This window comes from Gemmata algarum, from assembly GCF_034097035.1.
GTDB classification, from domain to species: Bacteria; Planctomycetota; Planctomycetia; order Gemmatales; family Gemmataceae; genus Gemmata; species Gemmata algarum.
This window is the reverse complement of the sequence record NZ_JAXBLV010000198.1, coordinates 25,583-47,871: the sequence shown is the minus strand read 5'-3', so window position 1 is coordinate 47,871 and position 22,289 is coordinate 25,583. Positions and strand designations below refer to the sequence as shown.

Here is a 22,289-nt window from a genome sequence, read left to right as displayed (position 1 = left end):
CAGGTCAGGGCAGCAGGTCGGCGACGAGCAGCGCGGCCGCCGGCGCCGCCAGCGGCGCGACTGAGTCGCCCGGCCCGAGGATCAGGTGCGTGCGGTACGCCGTCGCCCCGAGCCCGGCGGGCAGCGGCTGCGGGTCGCGGAGCACGTGCAGCACACGCCCGTTCAGGTCCAGCACCCAGTAATCGGCGATCCCGGCGGTCGCGTACCGCTCCGCCTTGGCCGTCAGGTCCGTGTGCAGCGTCGAGTCCGACACCTCGACCACCAGCGCGGCCACCGTTGGGTGAACGGTCGCATAGTCACGCGGTCCGCCGGGCACGACCGCGAGGTCGGGCATCGGGTTGTTGAACGGATCGAGGTGCAGTGGCGTTTGAACGCAAAGCAGCCAGCCGACGCCGAAAATTGCCCGAAGGGCAGCATCGACGAGGGCCAGGCCGGTTGCGTGCGGCGGGTCCATCGGTCCTTGCTCCAGGATGACGCCGTCGAGGAGGAACGCCCGCCGGCCCTCGAAGCACCCGAGCGACCCGAGCCGGTCGAACTCGTGAACGGTCCACTTGCGCGGCTGTGGCACCACGCTCGACGGCTTCCACGGCGGCGGGGATAAAAGTGCGGACATGCTTCACCTCCACCGAACAGCCTACCCTCATTCGTAACCGAGCACGAGATCAGCAACCCAGCACCCGCGCACGTGAACCTGCTGCGGGTCGCGGCAGTGCGCGAGCACGTCTTCGTTGTCGCAACCGGCATCCTGAAGTGCGTCGGCCAGAACCGGCATCGCGCTGAAGTCTCGGGAGTCGTACATCTGCCGCGCGATCGCGGTTGCGGTATCGGTGCGCCACTCCGGAGCGAAACTCACCGGCCGGAACGGGTTCCCGAAGATGTCGCGCACGAGGTCGGCGTTGGCCCGGCGTACCGGTTCGAGTTTTTCCGGTAAAACAGGCGAGTGGTAGATGCCGAACTCGTAATCGGTGTCAGCGTGTTGCCAAGCCCAGAACACGGCATCAGCAATCGCCGCGTAATGGGCGCGGGCAGATGGAGGGAAGGGGCCAAAAAGGTGTTGTGATTCGTACTCTGTCGCTGTTTGGATGCAGTCGAGCGCCTTGGTCGCCCGACGACCGGTCAAGACACTTTCAATGGCCCGCTCCCAGAGCTTCAGTGCGGGGGTAAGCAACGCGGGGCGGGAAGCGAGCAGTGCTGCCGCGTACAGCAACGGCTTGCGAGCGTTTCCGTCGGCGTTGAGGTGGTGCAGCATCGCCACCGGCGAGGCGCTCGCGAGCCATTCGTGTTCGGTCATTGCATCGCCCCGGCGCGTGGTCCGGATAATCGGGTTGGGCGATTTCTGCGGCCGCGACTGTCCGCCTCACGCGATCCAAATATTCTCCCTTGAAACCGCGACCGCGAGCCCTAAAAATGGTTGTGCCGGGATGAAAGACGTGCGGGTGTAACTCAGTGGTAGAGTACCTCGTTGCCAACGAGGTTGTCGTGGGTTCAAGTCCCATCACCCGCTCTGGTCGATGTAACGCCCAGTACACTTTGGCGTAAGACGAAGCCGGGAAGTCGCGGGCCGACGGCGGGTATACAATCCCGCCAGCCCACTACTTCCCGGCTTATCGTTTTTCCACATACTTCCACATACGGGCGACGTAATCGGACGGAACGGCCCGGCTTCATCAAGGGAGGAAACACCCATGGCGAACGACGACGAGACCACCCCGCCGGCCGAAGCCACCGCCGTCGCGGAAGCCCCCGGCACAGAAGCCGGTGAGGAAAACGGCAAGCTGGTCCAGACGGTCGAGATCAAGGACATCGGGCCGTGCAAGAAGCACGTCAAGGTGACCGTGGACCGCAAGGCCATCGACGAGCGGTTCAACGAGAAGTTCACGGAGCTGACGCTCAGCGAGGAGCCGCAGGTCCGCGGGTTCCGCCCGGGCAAGGCCCCGCGCAAGATGATCGAGAAGCGGTACTACACCACCGTCGCCGACGAGATCAAGTCGCAGGTGCTCATGGCGAGCCTCGAGCAGCTCGCCGACGAGCAGGCCATCTCGCCGCTCAGCCCGCCCGAGTTCGACCCGAGCCTCGTGAACATCCCCAAGGAGGGGCCGTTCGTTTACGAGTTCGACATCGAGGTCCGGCCCGAGTTCGACCTGCCCGAGTACAAGGGGCTGAAGCTCCGCCGCCCCACCCACACGTACACGGCCGATGAGGTCGCGAACGAGAAGAAGCGGCTGCTCGACCCGTACGGCCAGATCGTGCCGAAGGACTCGGGGGTCGCCGAGCTGTACGACGTCATCTCCGCGGACGTGGCCATCTCCTTCCAGGGCAAGGAGATCAACAAGCTCGACGAGGTGCAGGTCAAGGTCGAGCCGCAGCTCGCGCTGTCGGACGGCGTCGCGGCCGACTTCGGCAAGACGATGGCCGGCGCCAAGGCCGGCGACGTGCGGGCGGTCGACATCACGCTGTCGCAGGAGACCGCGACCGAGCAGCTCCGCGGCCAGACCGTGCAGGCCCAGTTCACCATCAAGGACGTGAAGACCACCCGGCAGCCCGAGCTCACGCCGGGCCTGCTCGAGTCGGCGTTCGGGGTGAGCACCCCGGAGGCGTTCACCGAGCTGGTCGAGGCGGTGCTCAACCGCCGGCTCGAGTACACCCAGCGCCGCGTGGCCCGCGAGCAGGTGCTCCAGCAGATCGCCGCCGCCGCCGCGTGGGAGCTGCCGCAGGACATGCTCCGCAAGCAGGCCCGCAAGACCCTGGCCCGCAAGGTCATGGAGATGCGGAACGCGGGCATGAGCGACGAGCAGATCCGCGGCCGCAGCCGCATCCTCGAGCAGGACGTGCTGAAGAGCACCGCCGAGGCGCTCAAGGAGCACTTCGTGCTCCAGAAGATCGCCGAGGTCGAGAAGATCGAGATCGAAGAGGACGACATCGACGCCGAGATCGACCGGATCGCGGACCAGTCGGGCGAGAGCCCGCGCAAGGTCCGCGCCCGGCTCGAGAAGGAAGACCTGATGGAGGCGGTCGCGGCCGACCTGCTCGAGCGGAAGGCGCTCGACCTGATCCTCGGCAGCGCCACCTACGAGGACTACGAGCTCAACTCCGAGGCGCAGCAGGGCGAGGTGGCGACCGTGGAGCAGGCGGTGCTGCCCGACGCCCCGGCCCCGGCGCCCGCCGAGGGCGAGGCCAAGGGCGACAGCGCCAGTTGACCGCACGCGTACAGTGTAACTGACCCTCTTTCTCGTTCGCCGCGACTCAGGACGGAGTGCCCGCGCTCTCTGGCCCCGGGTCGCGGCGAAGTGGCGTAAGCCCGGAAGGCCAACCATGTTCCCACCGTTCGACCCGACGGCCGCGGCCGGCCCGTTCGAGCCGCTCCTCCAGCGCGGCCAGTACGCGCGCCAGCGGACGCTGACGCTCGACGACCTGCTGCTCGAGCAGCGCATCATCTTCCTCAACTGGCCGATCAACAACGACGTCGCCACCCTCGTCATCAAGCAGCTCCTGTACCTCGAGTACGAGAAGAAGAGCGAGGACATCAGCCTGTACATCAACAGCCCGGGCGGGTCGGTGTCGGCGACGCTGGCGATCTACGACACCATGCAGTTCATGCAGTCGCCGATCAACACGTTCTGCATGGGCCTCGCGGCCAGCGGCGCGGCGGTGCTCCTGGCCGCCGGCAGCCCGAAGAAGCGGTACGCGATGCCCAACTCGAAGGTGATGATCCACCAGCCCTACGGGCAGGTCGGCGGGCAGGTGTCGGACATCGAGATCCAGGCCAACGAGATCCTGCGCGAGCGGGCCCGGCTGAACGAGATCCTGGCGAAGCACACCGGCCAGCCGGTCGACATCATCGCGCGGGAGACGGACCGCGACAAGTACTACCACGCCGACGAGGCCAAGTCGTTCGGGCTGGTGGACGAGGTGCTGGTCCGCCCCGAGCCCAAGAAGTGACCCGCGGCGCGGGCGTGAAGGCGGGCAAACCGTACCGACCGGTGCGGCACTTCGGGTTCTGAGCCCGCGCCCCGCGTCCCGCGCCCCGCATTCCGCATACACCCCCAATCACCCGCGCGCCGCCGGCCCGATATAAGAGCCGCGGCGGCCCGCCCGGAGAGCCTGACATGCCGCTCGTACCGATCGTGGTTGAGAGCCGGGGCCGCGAAGAACGCGCCTACGACATCTACAGCCGGCTGCTGAAGGACCGGATCATCTTCATGCAGGGCGTCGTTCAGGACGACATGGCGAACCTGATCGTCGCGCAGATGCTGTACCTCCAGTTCGAGGACCCGAAGCGCGACATCAGCCTGTACATCAACAGCCCCGGCGGGAGCGTCACCGCGGGCATGGCGATCTACGACACGATGCAGTTCATTACCTGCGACGTGGCGACCTACTGCATCGGCCAGGCGGCCAGCATGGGCGCGATGCTGCTGACCGCGGGCACCAAGGGGAAGCGGTACGCGCTGCCCCACGCCCGGGTGATGATCCACCAGCCCAGCGCCGGCAGCGAGGGCACCGCGGAGGAGATCCTGATCCACGCGAAGGAGTTCCTCCGCACGAAGGAGACGCTCAACAAGCTGATGGCCGATCACTGCGGCCAGCCGGTCGAGAAGATCCTCAAGGGCACCGACCGCGACAACTTCATGTCCGCGCAGGAGGCCCGCGAGTTCGGCCTGATCGACAAGGTGCTGGAGCGGATGCCGGCGGAAGCGTTTGCGGCGGCCCGCCCGCCGGAGTAGCGGGCCGCAAACAGTGGGCAGTGGGCAGGATGCAGACGAACCACACACCACCGCCGGGGCAGTCGTTGCGGCACCGCCGGCGGGCGGGCGTCCGGTGGTTCGCCTGCACGCTCCTCGCCGCCCACTGTGCGATCGGTGCCGGTTGCCGATCGACCAACAACCGGTACGACCTGATCGAGGCAGAGCTGCGCACCCGCGAGCGCGAGCTGGCCGACACCCGCGCGGCGCTGGAGCAGTCGCGCAACCTGCTCCGGGCCTACGAAACCGCTCAGCGCCCGGAACCGCCGCCCGGAACACCAGTCAACAGCCGGGGCGGCCCGTTCTATCCGGTCAAACAAATCGACATCGCCCGCGGCACCGGGGGCATCGACGAGGACGGCGCCCCCGGCGACGAGGGGCTGATGGTGGTGATCGTCCCGCGCGACGAGGACGGCTCCGCGATCAAGGTGCCCGCCCGCGTGCTGGTCGCGGCGTGGGAGATTTCGCCCGCGGGCCTCAAGAGCCCGATCGGGTCGTGGGAAATTTCGGCCGAGAAGCTCCGCGGCACCTGGAAGAGCGGGCTCATCAGCACCGGATACTTCGTCGCGGTGCCGTGGCAAACGCTCCCGTCTTCGGACCGCGTGCGCGTGGCGGTCCGGCTCACCACCGCCGACGGGCGGGCGTTCGAGGCCGATCGCGACATAACGGTGCGGGTCACGGTTCCGCCGCGCGGCCCCGGCGGAGCCGTGCTCCCGTACCCGCAACCGGCGCCAGGCGGCCCCGCCGTGCCCCGAATGGCCGTCCCCCCGGGCGGCAGCCGGGCGCCGCTCCTCCCCGAGTCACCGCCGCCGGGCGTGCCGCCCGCCGTGCCCGCGGGCACGGAAGAGTTGCCGCCGCCGATGCCTTCGAGCGGGGAACGCGGCGCCCGGCTCCTCCCGCCGGTCAGACCATGATCGCACAGGGCGGCCGGTGACACCATAACCAACCGTGATTCGGTGTTGACCCACCCATGACCACCCTCTCGCACTTCGACGATTCGGGCGCTTCGCGGATGGTGGATGTCGGCGCGAAGGCCGAAACGCATCGCGTCGCGCGAGCGTCGGCCCTGGTGCGCATGCAGCCCGCCACGCTCGCCCTGATTCGCAATAAGGAGCTGGCAAAGGGCGATGTGCTTGAGGTGGCCCGGCTCGCCGGGATCATGGCGGCCAAGAAAACGGCCGATCTCATCCCGCTGTGCCACCCGCTGCCGCTCACGTCGGTGACGCTCGATTTCCGCTTCCCGGCGGCGGATGTGCTGCGGATCGAAGCGGTTGTGTCCGTTTTCGCGCGCACGGGTGTTGAAATGGAGGCCCTCACTGCGGTTACGGTGTCAGCCCTGACGGTGTACGACATGTGCAAGTCCGCGGACCGCGGCATGACGATCGAGGCGGTCCGGCTGGAGGAGAAGGACGGGGGACGCAGCGGGCACTTCGCCCGCGACCCGTCGTAACTCCCCCGCAATTGACGGTCGGCACCGCGGGCGTATGCTTTCCGGGTTGCGGCACGCACCGGAATGCGGGAGGGCCGCGTGATGGGGACCGCAATGGCAACTGTTTCGCCCGCCGTGACCGGCGGACCCGCCGCGGGGCTCGACCCCGCCTCCCGTAACGGTCTGAAGGCGGCCCTGATGTTCGGCCCGATCGCGAGCGACGTCGCCGAAGCGGAACACATTTTCGACCGCACCCTGGCCCCGCACAAAGGTCCGTTCGGCCCCCTCGTCGAGCACCTCCGGCACTACCGCGGCAAGCGGCTCCGCCCCGCCCTGCTGCTGCTCACCGCGAAGGCGTGCGGCGGGGTGACCCCCGCCCACCACACGCTGGCCGCCGCGATGGAGATGATCCACACGGCCACGCTCGTTCACGACGACGTGCTGGACGAGGCGGACGTGCGCCGCCACGCCCGCACGTTCCGCGCCGGCTGGGGCAACAAGGTCAGCATCCTGCTCGGGGACATGCTGTTCACGCACGCGTTCCACCTCACCAGCACCGTGGACGGCCGGGCGTGCCAGATCACCGGCGAGGTGACCAACCGCGTGTGCGCCGGCGAGCTGCGGCAGGTGACCGAGCGCGGCAACCTGGAGCTGAGCGAGGCCGACTACTTCGCGATCATCGACGGCAAGACGGCGGCCCTCACCGAGTGCTGCGGCCGGCTGGGCGCCCTCTACGCCGGCGCGTCGGAGGAGGTGGCCGCGCGGATGGCGAACTGCGGGCGCTCGATCGGGCTGGCGTTCCAGATCGCCGACGACCTGCTGGACCTCACCGGCACCGAGGAGGCGGCGGGCAAGACGCTCGGCACCGACCTCGAACAGCAGAAGCTGACGCTGCCCGTGATCCACTGCCTGAACCGGCTCCCCGCGGGGGAGGCGGCCAAGCTCCGCGACCTGATCCGGGCCGGCGGGGACGGGATGGGCGCCCGGGTGCTGCAAGCCCTGGAGAAGACGCAGTCGGTGACCTACGCGAAGCGCCGCGCCGAGGAGCTGTCCCGCTCCGCGCGGCAGGAGCTGGAGTGCTTGCCCCGCGGCGAAGCCCGCACGATCCTGGAAGCCGTGACCGACTGGAGCATCCGCCGCGAGAAGTGAGCCCTTTCCGAGGCATTCACCTGTGGGCAGGCGCGCCAAACGCGAGCAGCGCAAAGCGGAGCGTCGCGCGGCCGAAGAAGCCGAAGCGGCTCGCATTGCCGAGCAGAATGCGAGCTATTTTGCGACTTGGCGGGCTGAAATCCTCGCGCAGACGTGCCCGACATGCGGGCGTCGCGCGGTCGCACAGTACTTCTACGGGCTTCCACACTTTACGCCCGAACTGAACGCGCTGCTCGATGACGGTCTGATTGTACTCGGCGGTTGTGACTATGCCCCGGATGAACCGCTGTGGGTGTGCCGGTCGTGCAAGCGCACCTGGGGGCGAGCGGATGACCTCGTGCAACTGATTCGCGTGCGCCGTTCCCTACAACACCCCGCATGAACCCCGACGACCTCACCCGCTTCCTCACGCAATCCCTTGCGGACCGCAAGCTCTCCGGCGGCGAGAAGTCCGCGCTCGCCGACTGGCTCGCCAAGAACGTGAAGTCCGACCAGCACCGCGGGCTGGTCCGGCACACCGCGTTCGAGGTGGCGCGTGCGGCCGTCGCGGACCCGGCGGCGAGCGAACTGATCGAGTGGCTCGAAGACGTCATGAAGGTGGTCGCCCCGGTGCAACCGCCGGGGGGCGCCGCGCCCGCCGCAGCCGCGAGCGACGAGGCGTATTTTGCGCCCGGCGAGCGGTGCCTTCAGCAAATCGTCGCGCGGTTCAACCAGTGCCGCCGCACCGCCGACGTGTGCGTGTTCACCATCACCGACGACCGCATCTCCCGCGCGATCCTCGACGCGCACCGGCGCAAGGTGGCCGTGCGGATCGTCACCGACAACGAGAAGCAGCACGACGCCGGGTCGGACGTCCAGAAGTTCCGTGAGGCCGGCATCCCGGTGAAGACCGACGACATGCACGGCCCCGCGGACGCCGGGCTCAACGGGCACATGCACCACAAGTTCGCCGTCTTCGACGGCGCGCGGCTCATCAACGGCAGCTACAACTGGACCCGCGGCGCCGCGGACCTCAACTACGAGAACATCGTGGACACGACCGACGCCGCGCTGGTCGCCGCGTTCGCGGCCGAGTTCGCGCGGTTGTGGGCCCGGTTCTGAGCGGGTACACTCGTTTTCATCCCGTTAACCGCTTCCAACCCCGCCTCCCGGAGTCGCCGATGAACTCCCTGTCCGCGCTCCTCACGGTGGCGCTGGCCGCCGGTCTCGCCGTCGTACCGCTCACGGGCGCGCAGCCGCCGAAGGAAAAGCCACTGGACGGGGAGTACGTCAACAAGGGCAACCGCGCCGACAGCGCGCGAGCCACGCTCAAGTCGCACGGGCTGCCCGACCTCGAAGGCAAGTGGTATTACGCGGGGCCGTTCGACAACACCGATAAGGCCGGGTTCGACTTCGCCTACCCGCCCGAGAAAACGGTCGATCTGAAGGCCACCTACGCCGGCAAGAGCGGGGCGAAGGTGACCTGGAAGGAGTACACCGGTTTCCGGCCCGGGCGGGTCGTGAACCTGCAACGGCTCTTCCCGGACGTGCGCACCAACGCGGTCGTGTACCTCTACCACACGTTCGAGTCGCCCCGGGCCTTCAAGCTCCCCCTCTCGTTCGGCAGCGACGACTACATCAGCGTGTTCGTGAACGGGAAACGAATCCTGCACGAGCAGCACACCCGCGCCGCCGCGGCGGACCAGGACAGTGCGGTCGCCGACATCAAAGAGGGCGCCAACGAGATCCTCATCAAGGTGTGCCAGGAAGCCGGCGAGTGGGCCGTGTACGCGAACCCGGAGCTGCCCGAGATCGTTCCCGCGACCGTCCGCAAACGGCTGGACCGCGACTTCCCGCCGAAGGGCGAAGCCGCGGTGGCCGCCTCAAAGGGCGAGGAGCTGCACTACCGGGTCGTTACGATCCCCCTCCCGGCCGACTGCGTTCTTGAAGTTGGCGGGCTGGCGTTCCGGCCGGACGGCAAGCTGCTCGCCTGCACGCGCCGCGGCGAAATCTGGCTGATCCACAACCCGACCGCCGACAACCCCGCCGACGTGAAGATGACCAAATACGCCTCGGGGCTGCACGAGGCGCTCGGGCTGTACGTCGAGTCGAACAACGCGGTGTACGTGATCCAGCGGCCGGAACTCACCAAGCTCACCGACACCGACGGCGACGACAGGGCCGACCAGTTCCAGACGGTGTGCGACAAGTGGGGCGTGAGCGGCGACTACCACGAGTACGCGTTCGGCCCGGCGCGCGACAAGCAGGGCAACTTCTTCATCACCCTGAACGTCGGGTTCGGCGGCGGGCACCAGGCGAAGGCCCCGTGGCGCGGGTGGTGCGTCAAGGTGTCGCCGGACGGCAAGATGGAGCCGTTCGCCTACGGGCTGCGCTCGCCGAACGGCATCAACTTCGCGCCGGACGGCGAGCTCTTCTACTGCGACAACCAGGGCGAGTGGGTGGTCACGAACAAGATGCACCACCTGAAACAGGGGCAGTTCTACGGCCACCAGGCGGGGCTGCGGTGGGTGAAGGACTCGCCGTTCGCCGGGAAGGTGCCCCAGACGGTGGCGAGCGGGATGTGGTACGACGGCACGCAGCCGGCGCTCAAGAAGTGGAACGACTTGGGGCGCACGCTCCCCTGGGTGCAGCCGGCCCCGGTGTACCCGGCCCTCGACCCGCCGTGCATCTGGTTCCCCTACGGCCGCATGGGCAAGTCGGTGACGGAACCGGTGTGGGACACCACCGGCGGCAAGTTCGGCCCGTTCGCGGGCCAGTGCTTCGTCGGCGACCAGACCAACGCGGTCGTGATGCGGGTGGCGCTGGAGCAGGTGAACGGCGTGTACCAGGGCGCGTGCTTCCCGTTCCGCGCCGGGTTGCAGTGCGGGGTGAACCGGATCGCGTTCAGCCCGGACGGGGGCAGCCTGTTCGCGGGCCAGACGAACCGCGGGTGGGGGTCGCTCGGCGGCAAGCCCTACGGGCTGCAACGTGTGGTGTACACCGGGGCCGAGCCGTTCGAGATCCACCACATCGGCCTGACCCGGAACGGCTTCGCACTGACCTTCACGAAACCCGTTGACCCGGCGACGCTTGAGAAGTCCGTCACGGTGAGTTCGTACACGTACCAGTACCTGAGCAACTACGGCGGCCCCGAGGTCGATCTCCGCGCCGAAACGGTCGGCGCCGCGACGCTCTCAAAGGACGGGAAGACGCTGACGGTGCCGGTGTCGGGGCTGAAGAAGGGCCGCGTATTCGCGATCCGGGCCGACGACATCAAGAGCCGCGACGGCCGACCGCTGCTCCACGCCGAGGCGTACTACACGCTCAACGAGCTGGTGAAGTAGGCGGGCTGCCAAGGCAGAAGAGTATTGGCCACAAAAAAGCACAAAGGGCACAAAAGAAAACCGAAGAGGAAGACAGAAGAGGATTGGCCGCAAAAAAGCACAAAAAGCACAAAAGGAAACCGAGGACGAAGGCAGCAGAGTGATTTCAAGCCAACTCTTCTGCTTTGGTCTTCGGATTCCTTTTGTGCTTTTTGTGCTTTTTTGCGGCCAATCCTCTTCTGCCTTCGGTTCCCTTTTGTGGCCAATCCTCTTCCCGCGTGCGCGGCTACACTAACGGCATGAACCCGTTCGACCTCGCGTTCACCGACCCGGCGCACCCGTTCCACGTTCACCACATGGAGACGGCGCTCGGCGAGGCTGCGGTCGCGGCGAGCGAGGACGAGGTGCCGGTCGGGGCGCTGATCGTCCACCCGGAGCTGGGCGTGATCGGGCAGGCGCACAACATGCGCGAGCGGCTCAACGACCCGACCGCGCACGCCGAGATGATCGCCATCACCCAGGCCGCGACCGCCCTCAAGTCCTGGCGGCTGGAGAAGTGCATCCTGTACGCCACCCTCGAGCCGTGCCCGATGTGCGCCGGGGGGATCGTCCAGGCGCGCGTGCCGATGGTCGTTTACGGTTGTACCGATCCGAAGGCCGGGGCGTGCCACACGCTGTTCCAGATCGCGAGCGACCCGCGCCTCAACCACCGCGCGCAGGTCGTCGGGGGGGTGCTCGCGGACCGGTGCGCCGCGGCGCTCACCGATTTTTTCCGCCGCAAGCGGGAGATGGGCAAGAAGTAGTCGCGCCGGCCGCACAACCGGCGCCACCGACACGGCCCCCGCCGCCTTCGCACGTTCGCCACGCGGTTCGCACCTCGCACGGCCCGCGCGGCCGTGGTAAAGTGAACGGAACGTTTCGCGCCCGGCTTCGCTCTGGAGTCGCACCCATGTGGCATCGTTCCGGCGCGGTCGCCGGCCTCGTTCTGGCGCTCGCGGCCTTGGCCCCGGCACAGCAGAACAACACGTCCCCGCAGGCCGTGCCGCCGGACAAGGCGGCGCTCGAGCGGCTTAATCTGCGCACCGAGTGGTCCCTCGTGCTCCCGGTCGAGGGCACGAAGGACGGCATCACCCAGGCGCAGACCTTTGACGACCAGATGTTCGTCCAGACCCGCAGCGGGATGCTGGTCGCGGTGGACGCGCTGACGGGCCGCATCCAGTGGGCCGCCAAGCTGGGGAACGGGTTGCACGGGAACGCGTACCCGGTGGCGGTGAACTCGCAGTACGTGTTCTGCGCGCACCTCACCCGGCTGTACGCGTTCTACCGGTACACCGGGGTCACCGAGTTCGTTCACGAGCTCGGCACCCCGACCACGACGGGCCTGGCGGCCGACGACGAGGCGGTGTACTGCGTCCTGGGGATGCGCCCCGGCGCGGCCGGGGCGCACCGGATCGCGGTGTACGACATGCTCCGCCCGATCCCGGTGAACGACCCCACCAAGGCACCGGCCGACGCGCTCGCGCAAGGGGCTAAAAAGGACGCCCCCAGCCCGCTCGGCGAGCTGGTGAAGCGGTACCCCACGTCCGGGACCGCGCACGCGGCCGGCCGGTACCCCGAGATCACCGCCCGCCCGGCCGCCGCCGCGGCCCCGGTCGGCGGGGTCACCGGCTCCCGGACCCCGGCGATCGGCGTGCTCCCGAGCGTCGTCCCGCCGTACAACCTCGACAACCGCTCGCCGACCCCGGCGATCAACGTGATCCCGTCCCTGCGCCAGCCGTACACCCTGCGGCTCGAATCGGGCCAGTACGTGCAACAGACCCCGTCGATCGGCGTGATCCCCCCGTCGGTGGCCGCGTCGCTCGCGCTGGCCGATCTGCGGCCCAAGGCGCCGCCGCCGCCGCTCCGGTGGGAGTTCGGGCTCACCAGCCGGATCTTGTACCCGCTCCTCCTCACCCCGACCCGGGCGTGGGCCATCGCCGACGACAACACGGTGATGGCGTTCGGCAAGGAGCTGAGCAAGGAAAAGGTGGTGACCGAGGTGAAAGAGCGGTTCAGCAGCGCGATCCCGGCCACGCCGGCCGCCGCGGGAACGACGCTCTACGTGCCCCTGGACAACGGCATCCTGGTCGCCATCTCGGGCACCACCGGGAACTTGGCGGGGGGCATCAACGTCAAGTGGCGGGCCGCCACCGGCGGGCTGAACAACCACACCCCGTTCGTCTCGAAGGACCGCGTGTACGCCGCCGGCGACAACGGCGGGGTGGTGTGCTTCAACCGCGACACCGGCGACACCGTCTGGCGGTCCGCCGCCGGCGCCGACCGCGTGATCGGTGCGAACGAGGAGTTCGTGTACGTCCGCGACCGCCAGGGCCGGTTCCTGGTGTACGACGCCAAGCGCCCGACGGATACGGCGAGCCAGCGGTCCGCGCCCCTCGGCTCGGCCGACTTCGGCGACTTCAACGTCCCCGTCGTGAACACGGCGTCGGACCGGGTCTACCTGGCGGCCAACAACGGGCTGATCGTGTGCCTCCGGGACGCCAACGCGAAGTACGCCAAGCCGATGCGGAACCTGTGGCCGGCGCCGGAAGTGAACCGCCTGCGGGTCCGCGGGGTGGAGGGCTTGAACAAGGACGGCGAGCCGAAGAGCGAGGCCGACCCGAAGAAGGAGCCGGAGCCGAAGAAAGAGCCCGAGAAGAACTGATCGGGCGGTCAACGCGAGCGGGGGCGCACGGACATCCGTGCGCCCCCGCTCGCGTTTGTATTACGGCGGTGAGAAAGAGGCGGGTGGCGCGATCACCGAGGGTCGGGCCTCGCACATCGGCCGCGATCGAGCCGGGCGCGACGGTCAAGCGTTCGCCGTGGTTTGTGCTCTCGAGATCCGCTCGGCGGGGTGTCATTCCTGGGCGGTGCCCTTCGGCCCGGTGTGAACGCTACCGGTCCGGGGATGGCGCCGCCGGCCCAATCCGGCCCGGCCCTGCCACCGGCAGCCGGAGCGTCACCTGCGTCCCCTGTCCGGGCCGGCTGGCGATCTCGGCACGGCCGCCGTGCAACTCGGCAAAGCTCTTGACGATCGCCAGCCCGAGACCGCAGCCCGCGCCGGAGGGGCGGGCCGGGTCCGGCCGGTAGAACCGGTCGAAGATGCGGGGCAGGTGCTCCGGAGCGATCCCGGAGCCGGTGTCGGAAACGCAGATCACCACGTCCGCCCCTTCGACCGCCGCAGCAACGGACACGCGCCCGCCGCGGGGCGTGTGGGCGAACGCGTTGGTGAGCAGGTTGCCGACGGCCTGCTGCATCAGGGTGCGGTCCACCCGACACGGCAGCGGCGGGGAGGGGAGCCGGACCAGCTCGATGCCCGCCTGCGATGCGGCGGGCTCGTAGAACTCCCGCACCGACTCCAGCTCGGCCGCCAGGTCGACCGTCTCCAGTTCGAGCACGGTCCGGGGGGAGTCGGCGCGGGCGATGAAGAGCAGGCGGTCGATGAGCCGGGCGAGGCCGCCGGCCGACTCCAGGCAGACCGCCAGCGCCTCCTGGTCGTCGGCCCGGGTCTGCGAGGTGGTCAAGGCGACCTCGGCGACGTTGCGGAGCGCGTGCACCGGCGTCCGCAACTCGTGGGCGATGTCCGCCGAGAAGCGCTCCAGCCGGCGGAACGACTCTTGGAGCCGGTCGAGCATCACGTTGAACGTCGCGGCGAGGTCGCTCAGCTCGGCCGGCAGCCGGTCCGCCGCGATCCGCTCGCCCAGCCGGTCCGGCCCGATCCGGGCCGCCGTCGCCGCGATCTCCGCGACCGGCCGCAGGCCCCTGCGGGCGACCACGGCACCCAGGACGGACGAGGCCAGGACGGCCGGCGCGAGGATGAGAGCCATCCAGCGGCGGTATCGCCGGAGAAGTTCCATCTCTCGGGTCCGGTCGTAGCACACCTCGTAGGTCCGCCCGCCGATCTCCCGCGACACGGCTCTCACCCAGCGGCCGGCGGGGGTCCGGTGGTCGACGCCGCCCGCCCCGGCAACCAGCCCCGGCGGCAACCGCTCGTCCGCCTCCGGGGACGAGGCGATCACCGCGCCCGCGGCGTCGCGGACGCGGTAGCCGTCGCCCGGCCAGTCGTCGTGCGCCGGCCGGCCGCCGGGGCCGACCCCCGACTTTTCTAAACTCGCGGCCGCGTATTCGAGCACCTCGTCGCCCTCTGCCTCAAGGGAGGACGCGACGCCGAGGTACAGCGTCGTCGTCGCCACCAGGAGCAGGGCGGTGGCCGAGGCCGCGTACCAGACGGCCATCCGCCGCCCCATCGACCAGCTAGCCGCGGTCTTCGAGGGCATAGCCCACCCCGCGCACCGTGTGGATCAGCTTCGTCGGGAACGGGTCATCGACCTTGGCCCGCAGCCGCCGGACGTGGACATCAACGACGTTGGAGTCGCTGTCGAAGTTCATGTCCCAGACCTGCTCGGCGATGACCGTCCGCGAGAGCACGTCGCCGGCCCGCCGGGCCAGCAGGGCGATCAGGCCGAACTCCTTCGGGGTCAGGTCGAGCTTGCAACCCGCCCGGCTCGCCACGAGGCGGACCGTGTCGACCTCCAGGTCGGCGACCCGCAGGACGTCCTTCTGCCGGGCCGCCCCCCGCCGCAGCACCGACCGCACGCGGGCCAGGAACTCGGAGAAGGCGAACGGCTTGACCAGGTAGTCGTCGGCGCCCAGTTCCAGCCCGCGGACGCGGTCCGTTACGGCGTCCGCGGCGGTCAGGAACAGGACCGGCGTCTGCCGCCCGGTCGCCCTCAGCTCGGTCAGGACCGACCAGCCGTCGCGGCCCGGCAACATGACATCGAGCACGACCAACTCGTACCCGCCGGTCGCGGCCAGGTGCAGCCCGTCGTCGCCCCGCGACGCGATGGCGACCGTGAAGCCCGCCTCCCTCAGCCCCTTGCGGAGGTATTCGGCCGTCCGGGTATCGTCCTCAACGATGAGCAATTTCATTCGCACGCCCGTTCGGAAGTGCATGGCGACAGCCCTGGGGGGGCGTACCAACCGCGGTACCAATTATAGATCGGTTCGTCGCCGGGCGTCGCCGCCGCGATCCCCGCACATTTCCGCCCGGGCGCCGTCCCGGCCGAGGGCGCCGACGATCCCGATTACGAAAGCGTCATCCCCGCGTCACGTTGCCGTCATTTGCGCCAACTACTTTTCAAAGACCGGCTGCGGCCCGGCGCCCTCTTCCGCCGCAGCCGGCATCGAGCTGCGGTCGAGGTGCGCCGCGGCTCCAGACCCACGCCCGGGCCTTATCCCGGCGCGAGAGACCGGCCGGCCGGCGGCACCGCCGACCAGCGACACGAGATGAGTCATGAGCACGAACGTTGACGAGGCTCCTGCCGGCCCGCGATCCGAGCGGCCGCGCGTGCAGGTGCTCGATGCCCTCCGCGGCATCGCCATCCTGGGCATCTTCTTCATCAACCTCCCGATCATGGTGGGGCCGCTGGGGAAGACGGACGCGAAGTCCACGGCCCCCAGCCCCGAACACGCCGGAGGGGCGATCGGGCTGCTGGCGGACGGGACGCAGCGCGGCTTACTACAAATGTTGTTCGGCGCGGGCATGCTCCTGTTGACGGCGAGGGCGGCCCGGCCGGACGGCCCCGTCGCGGTCGCCGACGACTACTTCCGGCGCAACCAGTGGCTACTCGGCATCGGGCTCGTCCACGTCTTCCTGGTCCGGTGGGCTTACGACATCGTCCACGTCTACGCCTTGGCCGCCCTGTTCCTCTTCCCGTTCCGGCTCGTCCGGCCCACCACGGCCCTGCTCCTGGGTCTGACCTTCGCGGCCCTCACGCTGGTCGGGGCCGTCCCCGGCTTCGGCGGCGCGCCCGGGCCGGAATCGGGGCCGGGCGTCGCCGCCGGGGGGCTGGCCCGGGACCGGGCCGTCGAGATGTGGCTCGCGACGTTCGACGGCTTCGGCTTCTGGTCGGTCCTCCTCGAGTCGCTCTGCACGATGCTCGTCGGCGTCGCCCTGTTCAAGTGGGGCGTCCTGCAGGGCCTCCGGTCGCGGCCCTTCTACTTGGCGCTCGCCGCGGCCGCCTACGCCGTCGGGTGTACGGCTCGCCTGATGGCGCAGGCGCCCGGGGAGCACGGGGCGCCGACAGGGTGGGACTTCGGCGAGGTGGGCCGGCTCTCCCTCGCGGTAGGGCACATCGCGGCGGTCAACCTGGCGTGGCAGACGGCGGTCGGCCGATGGCTCCTGCACCCGTTCATCGCCGCCGGCCGCACCGCCCTGTCGCTCTACGTCATGCAGAGCATCGTGGGCCTGTGGGTGCTCGCCTCGCTCCCGGGGCTCACTCGGACGGCTGGCACCGGGGACGATCATCTGGTGGCCACGGCGGCTATCGTGGCACTCGTCCAACTGCTAACGGCCAACCTGTACCTGCGGTTCTTCAAGAGCGGGCCGGTCGAGTGGGTCTGGCACCGGCTGCTCAACCTCGGCCGCACGACCCCGGCGAAGAAGGCGGGAACAGAAAGCGAGGGCGCATCGGCCCCATCGGCACAACGGTCTGATACATGAACTTACCGGCGGTGTCGCTGTTCTTGATGCCGCGGCCGCCCGGGAGCGGGGTACATGGCCCCGCTCCCGGGCGGCCGCGGCGCATCAACAAAGTGGCAGTAGTACCGGGTACGTGGACGAGAACGGGTGGCTCTTTGCGGCCCGCGCGGGGCGCACGCTCCGGAAGGCCGTTTTTGACAGGATCGACAGGATAAACAGGATAAAGACCGATCGATTTTAGATCCTGTTCATCCTGTCGATCTTGTCAAAAACAGCCTTCGTATCCCCCTCGCGCGTTCGTGCCCCGCTCCCGGGCGGTCGCGGCGCGTCTAGAACAGCGGCACGATCACCGGGCACGTGTATCAGAGATCGTGCCCCCACGCCCCACGCGGCGATAAGCACTTTTCCGCTGGCCGCGCAAGAACCGGATAGCGGCCCCGCCCCCCGCCCGCGTATTGTGAGCGCGGAGGCCCCATGCCAACGACCGCGGAAACGGTGTCGCTGATCGGCGAGCTGTGCGACTACATCCGGGCGAACCTCGATTCGCCGCTCACGCTCGCGCAGCTCGGCCGGCAGGTCGGGCTGAGTCCCGCACACCTCCAGCGCGTGTTCACGCGGGTGGTCGGGCTGAGCCCGCGCCGGTTCGCGGACGCGTGCCGGCTCCGGCTCCTCAAATCGAAGCTCAAAGAAGGTGAGACCGTGACGACCGCGATGACCGCCGCCGGGTACGGCTCCAGCAGCCGGCTGTACGAGCGTGCCGCGGGCCAACTCGGCATGACGCCCGGCCAGTACCAGAAGGGCGCCGCCCTGGTGATCCGCTTCACAACCGCGGAATGCGAACTCGGCCGGGTGCTCCTCGCGGCGACGGACAAGGGGATCTGCTGGCTCGGGTTCGCCGACACCGACGCGAAGGGCGAGGCGGCGCTCCGCGCGGAGTTCCCGAAGGCCGCGCTGGCGCGTGCCGACGACTCGCTCGCCCCGTGGGTCGGCGAGCTTCAAAAGCACCTGGCGGGGGCGCAACCGCACCTGGACCTGCCGCTGGACGTGCGGGCTACGGCGTTCCAGCGCCGGGTGTGGGACGCGCTGCTCGCGATCCCCTACGGCGAAACCCGGAGCTACAAGCAGGTGGCCGAAGCGATCGGCGCCCCGGACGCGTGCCGGGCGGTGGCGCGGGCGTGCGCGACCAACCCGGTCGCGGTGATCGTCCCGTGTCACCGAGTGATCGGCACGAACGGCACGCTGACCGGCTACGCCGGCGGCCTGCACCGCAAAAAGAAGCTGCTCGAAATCGAGGGCAAGAGGGAGCAGCCGCGGTAGCTGGTGCGTCGGGCGAACTTCGCCGGGACGCTCCGTGTCCGTCCTCGCTCCCGTAACCCGCCGTGGTGCCCCATGCTTGCGTCCGACCGGGCCGACAACCTGCCGCCGAACTTCCTCATCCCGGTCGGGACGCAGGTGGTGCTGCGCTACGAGCGCCGGGTGCCGGGCACAGAACAGACCAAGCTCGCCGGCACGGTGGGCGAGGTGGCCGAGGCGCCCGAGTCCAACGACCGCCCGTACCTCGTGCGGTTCCTCGACGGCGCGGCCTTCCGCCTGAAGTTCGGCGAGTTGCTCGTGCGCCGGAAGGACCACAGCGTCGAGGCGACGGCGACCGCCGGGCCGGACGTGTCGGCGTTCGTGGTGTACCGCGTGGTGCTCGGGTCACGGGCCTTCGGGCTCGCCACCGAGTCGTCCGACGAGGACCGCCGCGGCGTGTTCCTCCCGCCCGCGGACTGGCACTGGTCGCTGACCAAGCCGCCGGAGCAGGTCGAGTTCTTCGGCGACGGCGTCGAGGAGACCGACTGGGAGATCGAGAAGTTCGTGCGGCTAGCGCTCCAGGCGAACCCGAACATCTTGGAAACGCTCTGGTCGCCGGTGGTGCTGCACGCCGACGAGACCGGCGAGGAGCTGCGCCGCGTCCGCACCGCGTTCCTCTCGAAGCACCTGTACCGCACGTACTCCGGGTACGTGCTGTCGCAGTTCCGGCTCATGAAGAAGGGGTTCGCGGCCGACCGGCGGTACAAGCCGAAGCACGCGATGCACCTGATCCGGCTGCTGCACAGCGGCATCCACGCGCTGCGGAACGGGGACATCCGGGTCGACGTGGCCGAGCACCGCGACGAGCTGCTCACGATCCGGAAGGGGGACGTGCCATTCGAGGCCGTGGAAGCGCGGGCGCTGGAGCTGGACCGCGTGTTCCAGGAGGCGTTCGCGGCCACGACGCTCCCGGAGCGGCCGGACACGGACCGCGCGAACCGCTTCCTGATCGCGGCCCGCCGCCGCCGCGTCTAATCCGCGTACTCGATGAGCGACTGCGTCTTCACCACCGCGAACTCGTCCGGGAATGTGTGGAAGGCGTGAACGCTCAGCGCCCGCGGCAGCGCCTCGGCGATCACCGCGCCGAGCGGCGACAGCCCCACCCGGTTGTTCTCCCGGCAGTGGAACACCAGCCCCTTCCGCGCGCCGTCCGCCAGCAGTTCGGCGTGGACGTGAACGAACTGCTCGGGCGCCAGCACCTCCACCTGTGCCGACACCTGGTACCGGGCGCCGGGGAGCTCGACCCGGCGGCTCTGGGAGCCGTCGAACCGCTTGGTCAGCCACAGCCCGGCCCCGGGCAGCTCGGCCGCGGCCGTCGTGATGACCTCTTCGACGTGCGTGCGGCCCCGCGACCAGCTCAGCGCGTGGCCGGTGCGCGTGAGGCGAACGGTGAGCTGCGCGCCGTCGCGGGCGACGGCCCGGGCGGCCACCGCGTCGAACAGCTCGGGGTGCAGCGGCCGGTCGTAGAGCCGGAACAGCAGTTCCGCGACCGGCGGCCGGATCAACGCGCCGCCCATAATTCGAAACGCCCTCAGCCGGGAGCCGACGGGGGATTATAGCTCGGTCCGACAGACCGTACAAACGCGAGCGGGGCCGCCCGGACGCACCGGACGGCCCCGCCCCGCGTTGTTCGGACGATCACTTACCAGCCGTGGCAGCCGCCGTGGCAGCCGCCCTTCTTCTTGCCGAACAGCCCGCCGCCGTCGCGCAGGCCGAGGAACCCGCCGCCGTGGCAGCTCGACCCGTGGCAGCCGGCCGGGGTGTACCCGGTGCAGCCGGTGCAGCCGGCCGGGGCGGCGACCACCACCGGCGCCGGGGCCGGGGTGTACCCGGTGCAGCCGGTGCAGCCGGCGTACTCGCTGCCGTGGCAGCCGCTCTTGTGCTTGCCGAACAGCCCGCCGCCGTTCCGCAGGCCGAGGAACCCGCCGCCGTGGCAGCTCGACCCGTGGCAGCTCGACCCGGTGCAGCCGGCGCTGATCACCTCGCCGTGGCAGCCGCCCTTGTCCTTACCGCCGAACGCCGCCATGTCGCCGCCGGAGGTCGCCGCAACCATCAGAACAACGCTGTACATCTCGATGCCCTCAATGAGACCGCCCGGCGCGAACGGCTCCCGGTCACGGCTCCATGTCCGTAACAGAACGGGTGCCAAGTTGTCGCTCTGGTCGTTGCCGCAAGTGGGGAAACTTGAACCAGTCGGGCAGTCGAACCCGCGTAGTGAGGATGGTAGATTGAGGGGTTTTGGGAGTCAACGGTAAATTAGGCTGTTTGACCCGGAGACAAAGTCCACCAACGCCGGTTGTAGGGCCGCCTATCGGTTGCCCGGGACGGAGCTAAAATTCGGGTGCCGCGCCCGGCGGTTTCCGGCCGCCAACGTCGGGGTCAAAATGGAGTTATGCCTCCAGAAAGCGCCCGCCGATGTATTCACCACACACCCGGGACCGCACTGAGGACAGTTATGGACAGGGACGCAGCCCCCGGCGCCGAAGAGGTGGTGCCGTCTTTTGAATGGAGGCTCGTGCGCCGCGCGGGCTTGGCGGGCCTCGGGCTGACCGCCGCGGCGGCCGTGCTGGGGCTCGTCGCGACCGCCGCCGCCCCGCCCCCCGCGGCGCTTTCCACGGCCCGGCTGCTGCTGGCGTTCGCCGGCACGCTGACCGCGGGGGCGGCGCTGTCGATGCGCCCGGACCTGTGGCGGGCGTGGGCGGTGGGCGGCGGCGCGGCGGCCCTGGCGGTGGCCGGGGTGCCCGAGCACTGGGACTCGTTCCGGCTGCTGTTCGGCGTGCTGGCGGCGGTGGGGCTGGCCGGGGCCGCGACGCTGGCCGCCCCGGCCCGGTACCGGCTCCCGGTCGTCAGCGGGTGGCTGCTGTTCCACTTCACCGGCATCTTCTTCGCGACCACCACGCCGCCCTCGACCCCGTGGCTCACCGAGCAGATGTTCATCCGCGTGTACAACCCGTACCTGCAATTCATTTACATGCGGAACGCGTACCACTTCTACTCGCCCGAGCCCGGGCCGGCGAGCGTGCTGGTGTTCGTGCTCAAGACCGAGACCGGCACCGACGCGCAGGGGCGCCCGCAGTACGACACGCAGTGGGTGGTGCTGCCGAAGCGCCCCGACGACGTGAAGGACCCGCTCGGGCTGACCTACTACCGCCGGCTGTCGATCACCGAGCAGCTCGCCCGCGTGACCCCGGGCCTGCTCTCCAACGTGGCCGAGCGGAGCGAGATGCTCCCCCGCCGCCAGGCGGTGGCGCACCTGATCCCGATGAACCCGAGCGAGGAGCCGCTGTCGCAGTACCGGCTGCCGCAGCCGGAGGTGGCGCGGTACGTGCTGCCGTCGTACGCCTCGCACGTCATCCTGGAGCACGCGCCGCCGGGGCTGGCCGGCAAGACGACGGTCAAGATCTACCGCGTGGAGCACCGGACCATGAACGTGGAGGAGTTCGCCAACCCGCGGCACCGCCCGGGCAGCACCAGCCCCTACGACCCGACCACCTACCGGCCGTACTTCCTGGGCGAGTTCGGGTACGTCGCGGACCCCGAGAAGCCGGGCGCGGCGCGCATCGAGCTGCTCAACCCGCAGGAGCCGCTGCTGTACTGGCTGGTGCCGATCGTGCCGCGCCCGGGCGGGGTGCCGCCGGGCGACCCGCACAAGCGGCCGTTCATCGACTTCATGTCCATCCACGCGCTCGACACGCTCGACCTGAACGCGGGCGACGTGGACGACCCCAAGCACCGCAACAAGGTGTTCGACTGGAACCAACTGCGCTGACGCCCCGGGCGCGAGCGCGGGCGGCGGG

General features: G+C 69.6%; 21 protein-coding genes and 1 tRNA gene. 16 read left to right on the top strand and 6 right to left on the bottom strand.

Going from position 1 to position 22,289, the window contains the following annotated elements; genetic code table 11:
• Nucleotides 1-4: 4 nt before the first annotated feature.
• On the bottom strand, nt 5-613 hold the full coding sequence (locus R5W23_RS21335; RefSeq protein WP_320688028.1) for a Uma2 family endonuclease: 609 nt from the start codon (nt 611-613) through the stop codon (nt 5-7).
• Nucleotides 614-640: 27 nt separating this feature from the next.
• Nucleotides 641-1,291 carry a hypothetical protein gene (locus R5W23_RS21330; RefSeq protein ID WP_320688027.1) on the bottom strand — a complete coding sequence of 217 codons (651 nt, stop codon included), beginning with the start codon at nt 1,289-1,291 and terminating at the stop codon, nt 641-643.
• Nucleotides 1,292-1,432: 141 nt separating this feature from the next.
• Between R5W23_RS21330 and R5W23_RS21325 the strand changes: the two genes are divergently transcribed.
• The 12 genes from R5W23_RS21325 to R5W23_RS21270 all read left to right on the top strand — a co-directional run bounded on the left by R5W23_RS21325 (nt 1,433) and on the right by R5W23_RS21270 (nt 13,323).
• Nucleotides 1,433-1,504: transfer RNA gene (locus tag R5W23_RS21325), tRNA-Gly, on the top strand.
• A gap of 181 nt (nt 1,505-1,685) precedes the next feature.
• Nucleotides 1,686-3,197, top strand: coding sequence for a trigger factor (gene tig / locus R5W23_RS21320; protein ID WP_320688026.1), 1,512 nt, complete (start codon nt 1,686-1,688; stop codon nt 3,195-3,197).
• A gap of 115 nt (nt 3,198-3,312) precedes the next feature.
• Complete coding sequence (locus R5W23_RS21315; RefSeq protein ID WP_261190046.1) at nt 3,313-3,939, top strand: ATP-dependent Clp protease proteolytic subunit; 627 nt, start codon at nt 3,313-3,315, stop codon at nt 3,937-3,939.
• Nucleotides 3,940-4,106: 167 nt separating this feature from the next.
• Complete coding sequence (locus R5W23_RS21310) at nt 4,107-4,724, top strand: ATP-dependent Clp protease proteolytic subunit (protein ID WP_010042289.1); 618 nt, start codon at nt 4,107-4,109, stop codon at nt 4,722-4,724.
• Nucleotides 4,725-4,753: 29 nt separating this feature from the next.
• Nucleotides 4,754-5,656 (top strand): hypothetical protein, encoded by a 903-nt coding sequence (locus R5W23_RS21305; protein ID WP_320688025.1) that lies wholly within the window; start codon nt 4,754-4,756, stop codon nt 5,654-5,656.
• A gap of 56 nt (nt 5,657-5,712) precedes the next feature.
• Nucleotides 5,713-6,192, top strand: a complete 480-nt coding sequence (gene moaC, locus R5W23_RS21300; protein ID WP_320688024.1) for a cyclic pyranopterin monophosphate synthase MoaC — start codon at nt 5,713-5,715, stop codon at nt 6,190-6,192.
• A gap of 93 nt (nt 6,193-6,285) precedes the next feature.
• Complete coding sequence (locus R5W23_RS21295; protein WP_320688023.1) at nt 6,286-7,320, top strand: polyprenyl synthetase family protein; 1,035 nt, start codon at nt 6,286-6,288, stop codon at nt 7,318-7,320.
• 22 nt (nt 7,321-7,342) lie between these two features.
• The gene (locus R5W23_RS21290; RefSeq protein WP_320688022.1) at nt 7,343-7,702 is read left to right on the top strand and encodes a hypothetical protein; all 360 of its coding nucleotides are present in this window, start codon (nt 7,343-7,345) and stop codon (nt 7,700-7,702) included.
• Nucleotides 7,699-8,421, top strand: a complete 723-nt coding sequence (locus tag R5W23_RS21285) for a phospholipase D-like domain-containing protein (protein WP_320688021.1) — start codon at nt 7,699-7,701, stop codon at nt 8,419-8,421. Before R5W23_RS21290 ends, R5W23_RS21285 begins: the two co-directional genes overlap by 4 nt.
• 59 nt (nt 8,422-8,480) lie before the next feature.
• A complete protein-coding gene (locus R5W23_RS21280) occupies nt 8,481-10,643 on the top strand; it encodes a DUF7133 domain-containing protein (protein ID WP_320688020.1) in 2,163 nt (720 codons plus the stop codon).
• Nucleotides 10,644-10,921: 278 nt separating this feature from the next.
• Nucleotides 10,922-11,425, top strand: coding sequence for a nucleoside deaminase (locus R5W23_RS21275; RefSeq protein WP_261190053.1), 504 nt, complete (start codon nt 10,922-10,924; stop codon nt 11,423-11,425).
• A gap of 146 nt (nt 11,426-11,571) precedes the next feature.
• Complete coding sequence (locus R5W23_RS21270; RefSeq protein WP_320688018.1) at nt 11,572-13,323, top strand: outer membrane protein assembly factor BamB family protein; 1,752 nt, start codon at nt 11,572-11,574, stop codon at nt 13,321-13,323.
• A 229-nt stretch (nt 13,324-13,552) separates the two neighbouring features.
• On the opposite strand, the gene R5W23_RS21265 is transcribed toward R5W23_RS21270, so the two are convergent.
• The gene (locus R5W23_RS21265) at nt 13,553-14,935 is read right to left on the bottom strand and encodes a heavy metal sensor histidine kinase (protein WP_320688017.1); all 1,383 of its coding nucleotides are present in this window, start codon (nt 14,933-14,935) and stop codon (nt 13,553-13,555) included.
• On the bottom strand, nt 14,913-15,587 hold the full coding sequence (locus tag R5W23_RS21260) for a heavy metal response regulator transcription factor (protein WP_320688016.1): 675 nt from the start codon (nt 15,585-15,587) through the stop codon (nt 14,913-14,915). The genes R5W23_RS21265 and R5W23_RS21260 overlap by 23 nt, the downstream gene beginning before the upstream one ends.
• Before the next feature lie 364 nt (nt 15,588-15,951).
• On the opposite strand from R5W23_RS21260, the gene R5W23_RS21255 reads away from it, so the two are divergent.
• The 3 genes from R5W23_RS21255 to R5W23_RS21245 all read left to right on the top strand — a co-directional run bounded on the left by R5W23_RS21255 (nt 15,952) and on the right by R5W23_RS21245 (nt 19,467).
• On the top strand, nt 15,952-17,160 hold the full coding sequence (locus R5W23_RS21255; protein WP_320688015.1) for a DUF418 domain-containing protein: 1,209 nt from the start codon (nt 15,952-15,954) through the stop codon (nt 17,158-17,160).
• Nucleotides 17,161-17,613: 453 nt separating this feature from the next.
• On the top strand, nt 17,614-18,456 hold the full coding sequence (locus R5W23_RS21250; protein WP_320688014.1) for a bifunctional transcriptional activator/DNA repair enzyme AdaA: 843 nt from the start codon (nt 17,614-17,616) through the stop codon (nt 18,454-18,456).
• Between the two features lie 72 nt (nt 18,457-18,528).
• Nucleotides 18,529-19,467, top strand: coding sequence for a nucleotidyltransferase domain-containing protein (locus R5W23_RS21245; RefSeq protein WP_320688013.1), 939 nt, complete (start codon nt 18,529-18,531; stop codon nt 19,465-19,467).
• Here R5W23_RS21245 and R5W23_RS21240 read toward each other — a convergent pair.
• On the bottom strand, nt 19,464-20,009 hold the full coding sequence (locus tag R5W23_RS21240; RefSeq protein WP_261186740.1) for a DUF2617 family protein: 546 nt from the start codon (nt 20,007-20,009) through the stop codon (nt 19,464-19,466). The genes R5W23_RS21245 and R5W23_RS21240 overlap by 4 nt on opposite strands.
• Before the next feature lie 125 nt (nt 20,010-20,134).
• Nucleotides 20,135-20,641 (bottom strand): hypothetical protein, encoded by a 507-nt coding sequence (locus R5W23_RS21235; RefSeq protein WP_261186741.1) that lies wholly within the window; start codon nt 20,639-20,641, stop codon nt 20,135-20,137.
• A gap of 306 nt (nt 20,642-20,947) precedes the next feature.
• On the opposite strand from R5W23_RS21235, the gene R5W23_RS21230 reads away from it, so the two are divergent.
• Entirely contained in the window at nt 20,948-22,261 is a 1,314-nt protein-coding gene (locus R5W23_RS21230; protein ID WP_320688012.1) for a hypothetical protein, read from the top strand.
• The last annotated feature ends 28 nt before the right edge of the window (nt 22,262-22,289 follow it).

What these genes read in the sequence shown, in the direction of transcription:
- R5W23_RS21335 (WP_320688028.1), bottom strand. Translation starts at nt 613, where the DNA reads ATGTCCGCACTTTTATCCCCGCCGCCGTGGAAGCCGTCGAGCGTGGTG.
- R5W23_RS21330 (WP_320688027.1), bottom strand. Translation starts at nt 1,291, where the DNA reads ATGACCGAACACGAATGGCTCGCGAGCGCCTCGCCGGTGGCGATGCTG.
- tig (WP_320688026.1), top strand. Translation starts at nt 1,686, where the DNA reads ATGGCGAACGACGACGAGACCACCCCGCCGGCCGAAGCCACCGCCGTC.
- R5W23_RS21315 (WP_261190046.1), top strand. Translation starts at nt 3,313, where the DNA reads ATGTTCCCACCGTTCGACCCGACGGCCGCGGCCGGCCCGTTCGAGCCG.
- R5W23_RS21310 (WP_010042289.1), top strand. Translation starts at nt 4,107, where the DNA reads ATGCCGCTCGTACCGATCGTGGTTGAGAGCCGGGGCCGCGAAGAACGC.
- R5W23_RS21305 (WP_320688025.1), top strand. Translation starts at nt 4,754, where the DNA reads ATGCAGACGAACCACACACCACCGCCGGGGCAGTCGTTGCGGCACCGC.
- moaC (WP_320688024.1), top strand. Translation starts at nt 5,713, where the DNA reads ATGACCACCCTCTCGCACTTCGACGATTCGGGCGCTTCGCGGATGGTG.
- R5W23_RS21295 (WP_320688023.1), top strand. Translation starts at nt 6,286, where the DNA reads ATGGCAACTGTTTCGCCCGCCGTGACCGGCGGACCCGCCGCGGGGCTC.
- R5W23_RS21285 (WP_320688021.1), top strand. Translation starts at nt 7,699, where the DNA reads ATGAACCCCGACGACCTCACCCGCTTCCTCACGCAATCCCTTGCGGAC.
- R5W23_RS21280 (WP_320688020.1), top strand. Translation starts at nt 8,481, where the DNA reads ATGAACTCCCTGTCCGCGCTCCTCACGGTGGCGCTGGCCGCCGGTCTC.
- R5W23_RS21275 (WP_261190053.1), top strand. Translation starts at nt 10,922, where the DNA reads ATGAACCCGTTCGACCTCGCGTTCACCGACCCGGCGCACCCGTTCCAC.
- R5W23_RS21270 (WP_320688018.1), top strand. Translation starts at nt 11,572, where the DNA reads ATGTGGCATCGTTCCGGCGCGGTCGCCGGCCTCGTTCTGGCGCTCGCG.
- R5W23_RS21265 (WP_320688017.1), bottom strand. Translation starts at nt 14,935, where the DNA reads ATGCCCTCGAAGACCGCGGCTAGCTGGTCGATGGGGCGGCGGATGGCC.
- R5W23_RS21260 (WP_320688016.1), bottom strand. Translation starts at nt 15,587, where the DNA reads ATGAAATTGCTCATCGTTGAGGACGATACCCGGACGGCCGAATACCTC.
- R5W23_RS21255 (WP_320688015.1), top strand. Translation starts at nt 15,952, where the DNA reads ATGAGCACGAACGTTGACGAGGCTCCTGCCGGCCCGCGATCCGAGCGG.
- R5W23_RS21250 (WP_320688014.1), top strand. Translation starts at nt 17,614, where the DNA reads ATGCCAACGACCGCGGAAACGGTGTCGCTGATCGGCGAGCTGTGCGAC.
- R5W23_RS21245 (WP_320688013.1), top strand. Translation starts at nt 18,529, where the DNA reads ATGCTTGCGTCCGACCGGGCCGACAACCTGCCGCCGAACTTCCTCATC.
- R5W23_RS21240 (WP_261186740.1), bottom strand. Translation starts at nt 20,009, where the DNA reads ATGGGCGGCGCGTTGATCCGGCCGCCGGTCGCGGAACTGCTGTTCCGG.
- R5W23_RS21230 (WP_320688012.1), top strand. Translation starts at nt 20,948, where the DNA reads ATGGACAGGGACGCAGCCCCCGGCGCCGAAGAGGTGGTGCCGTCTTTT.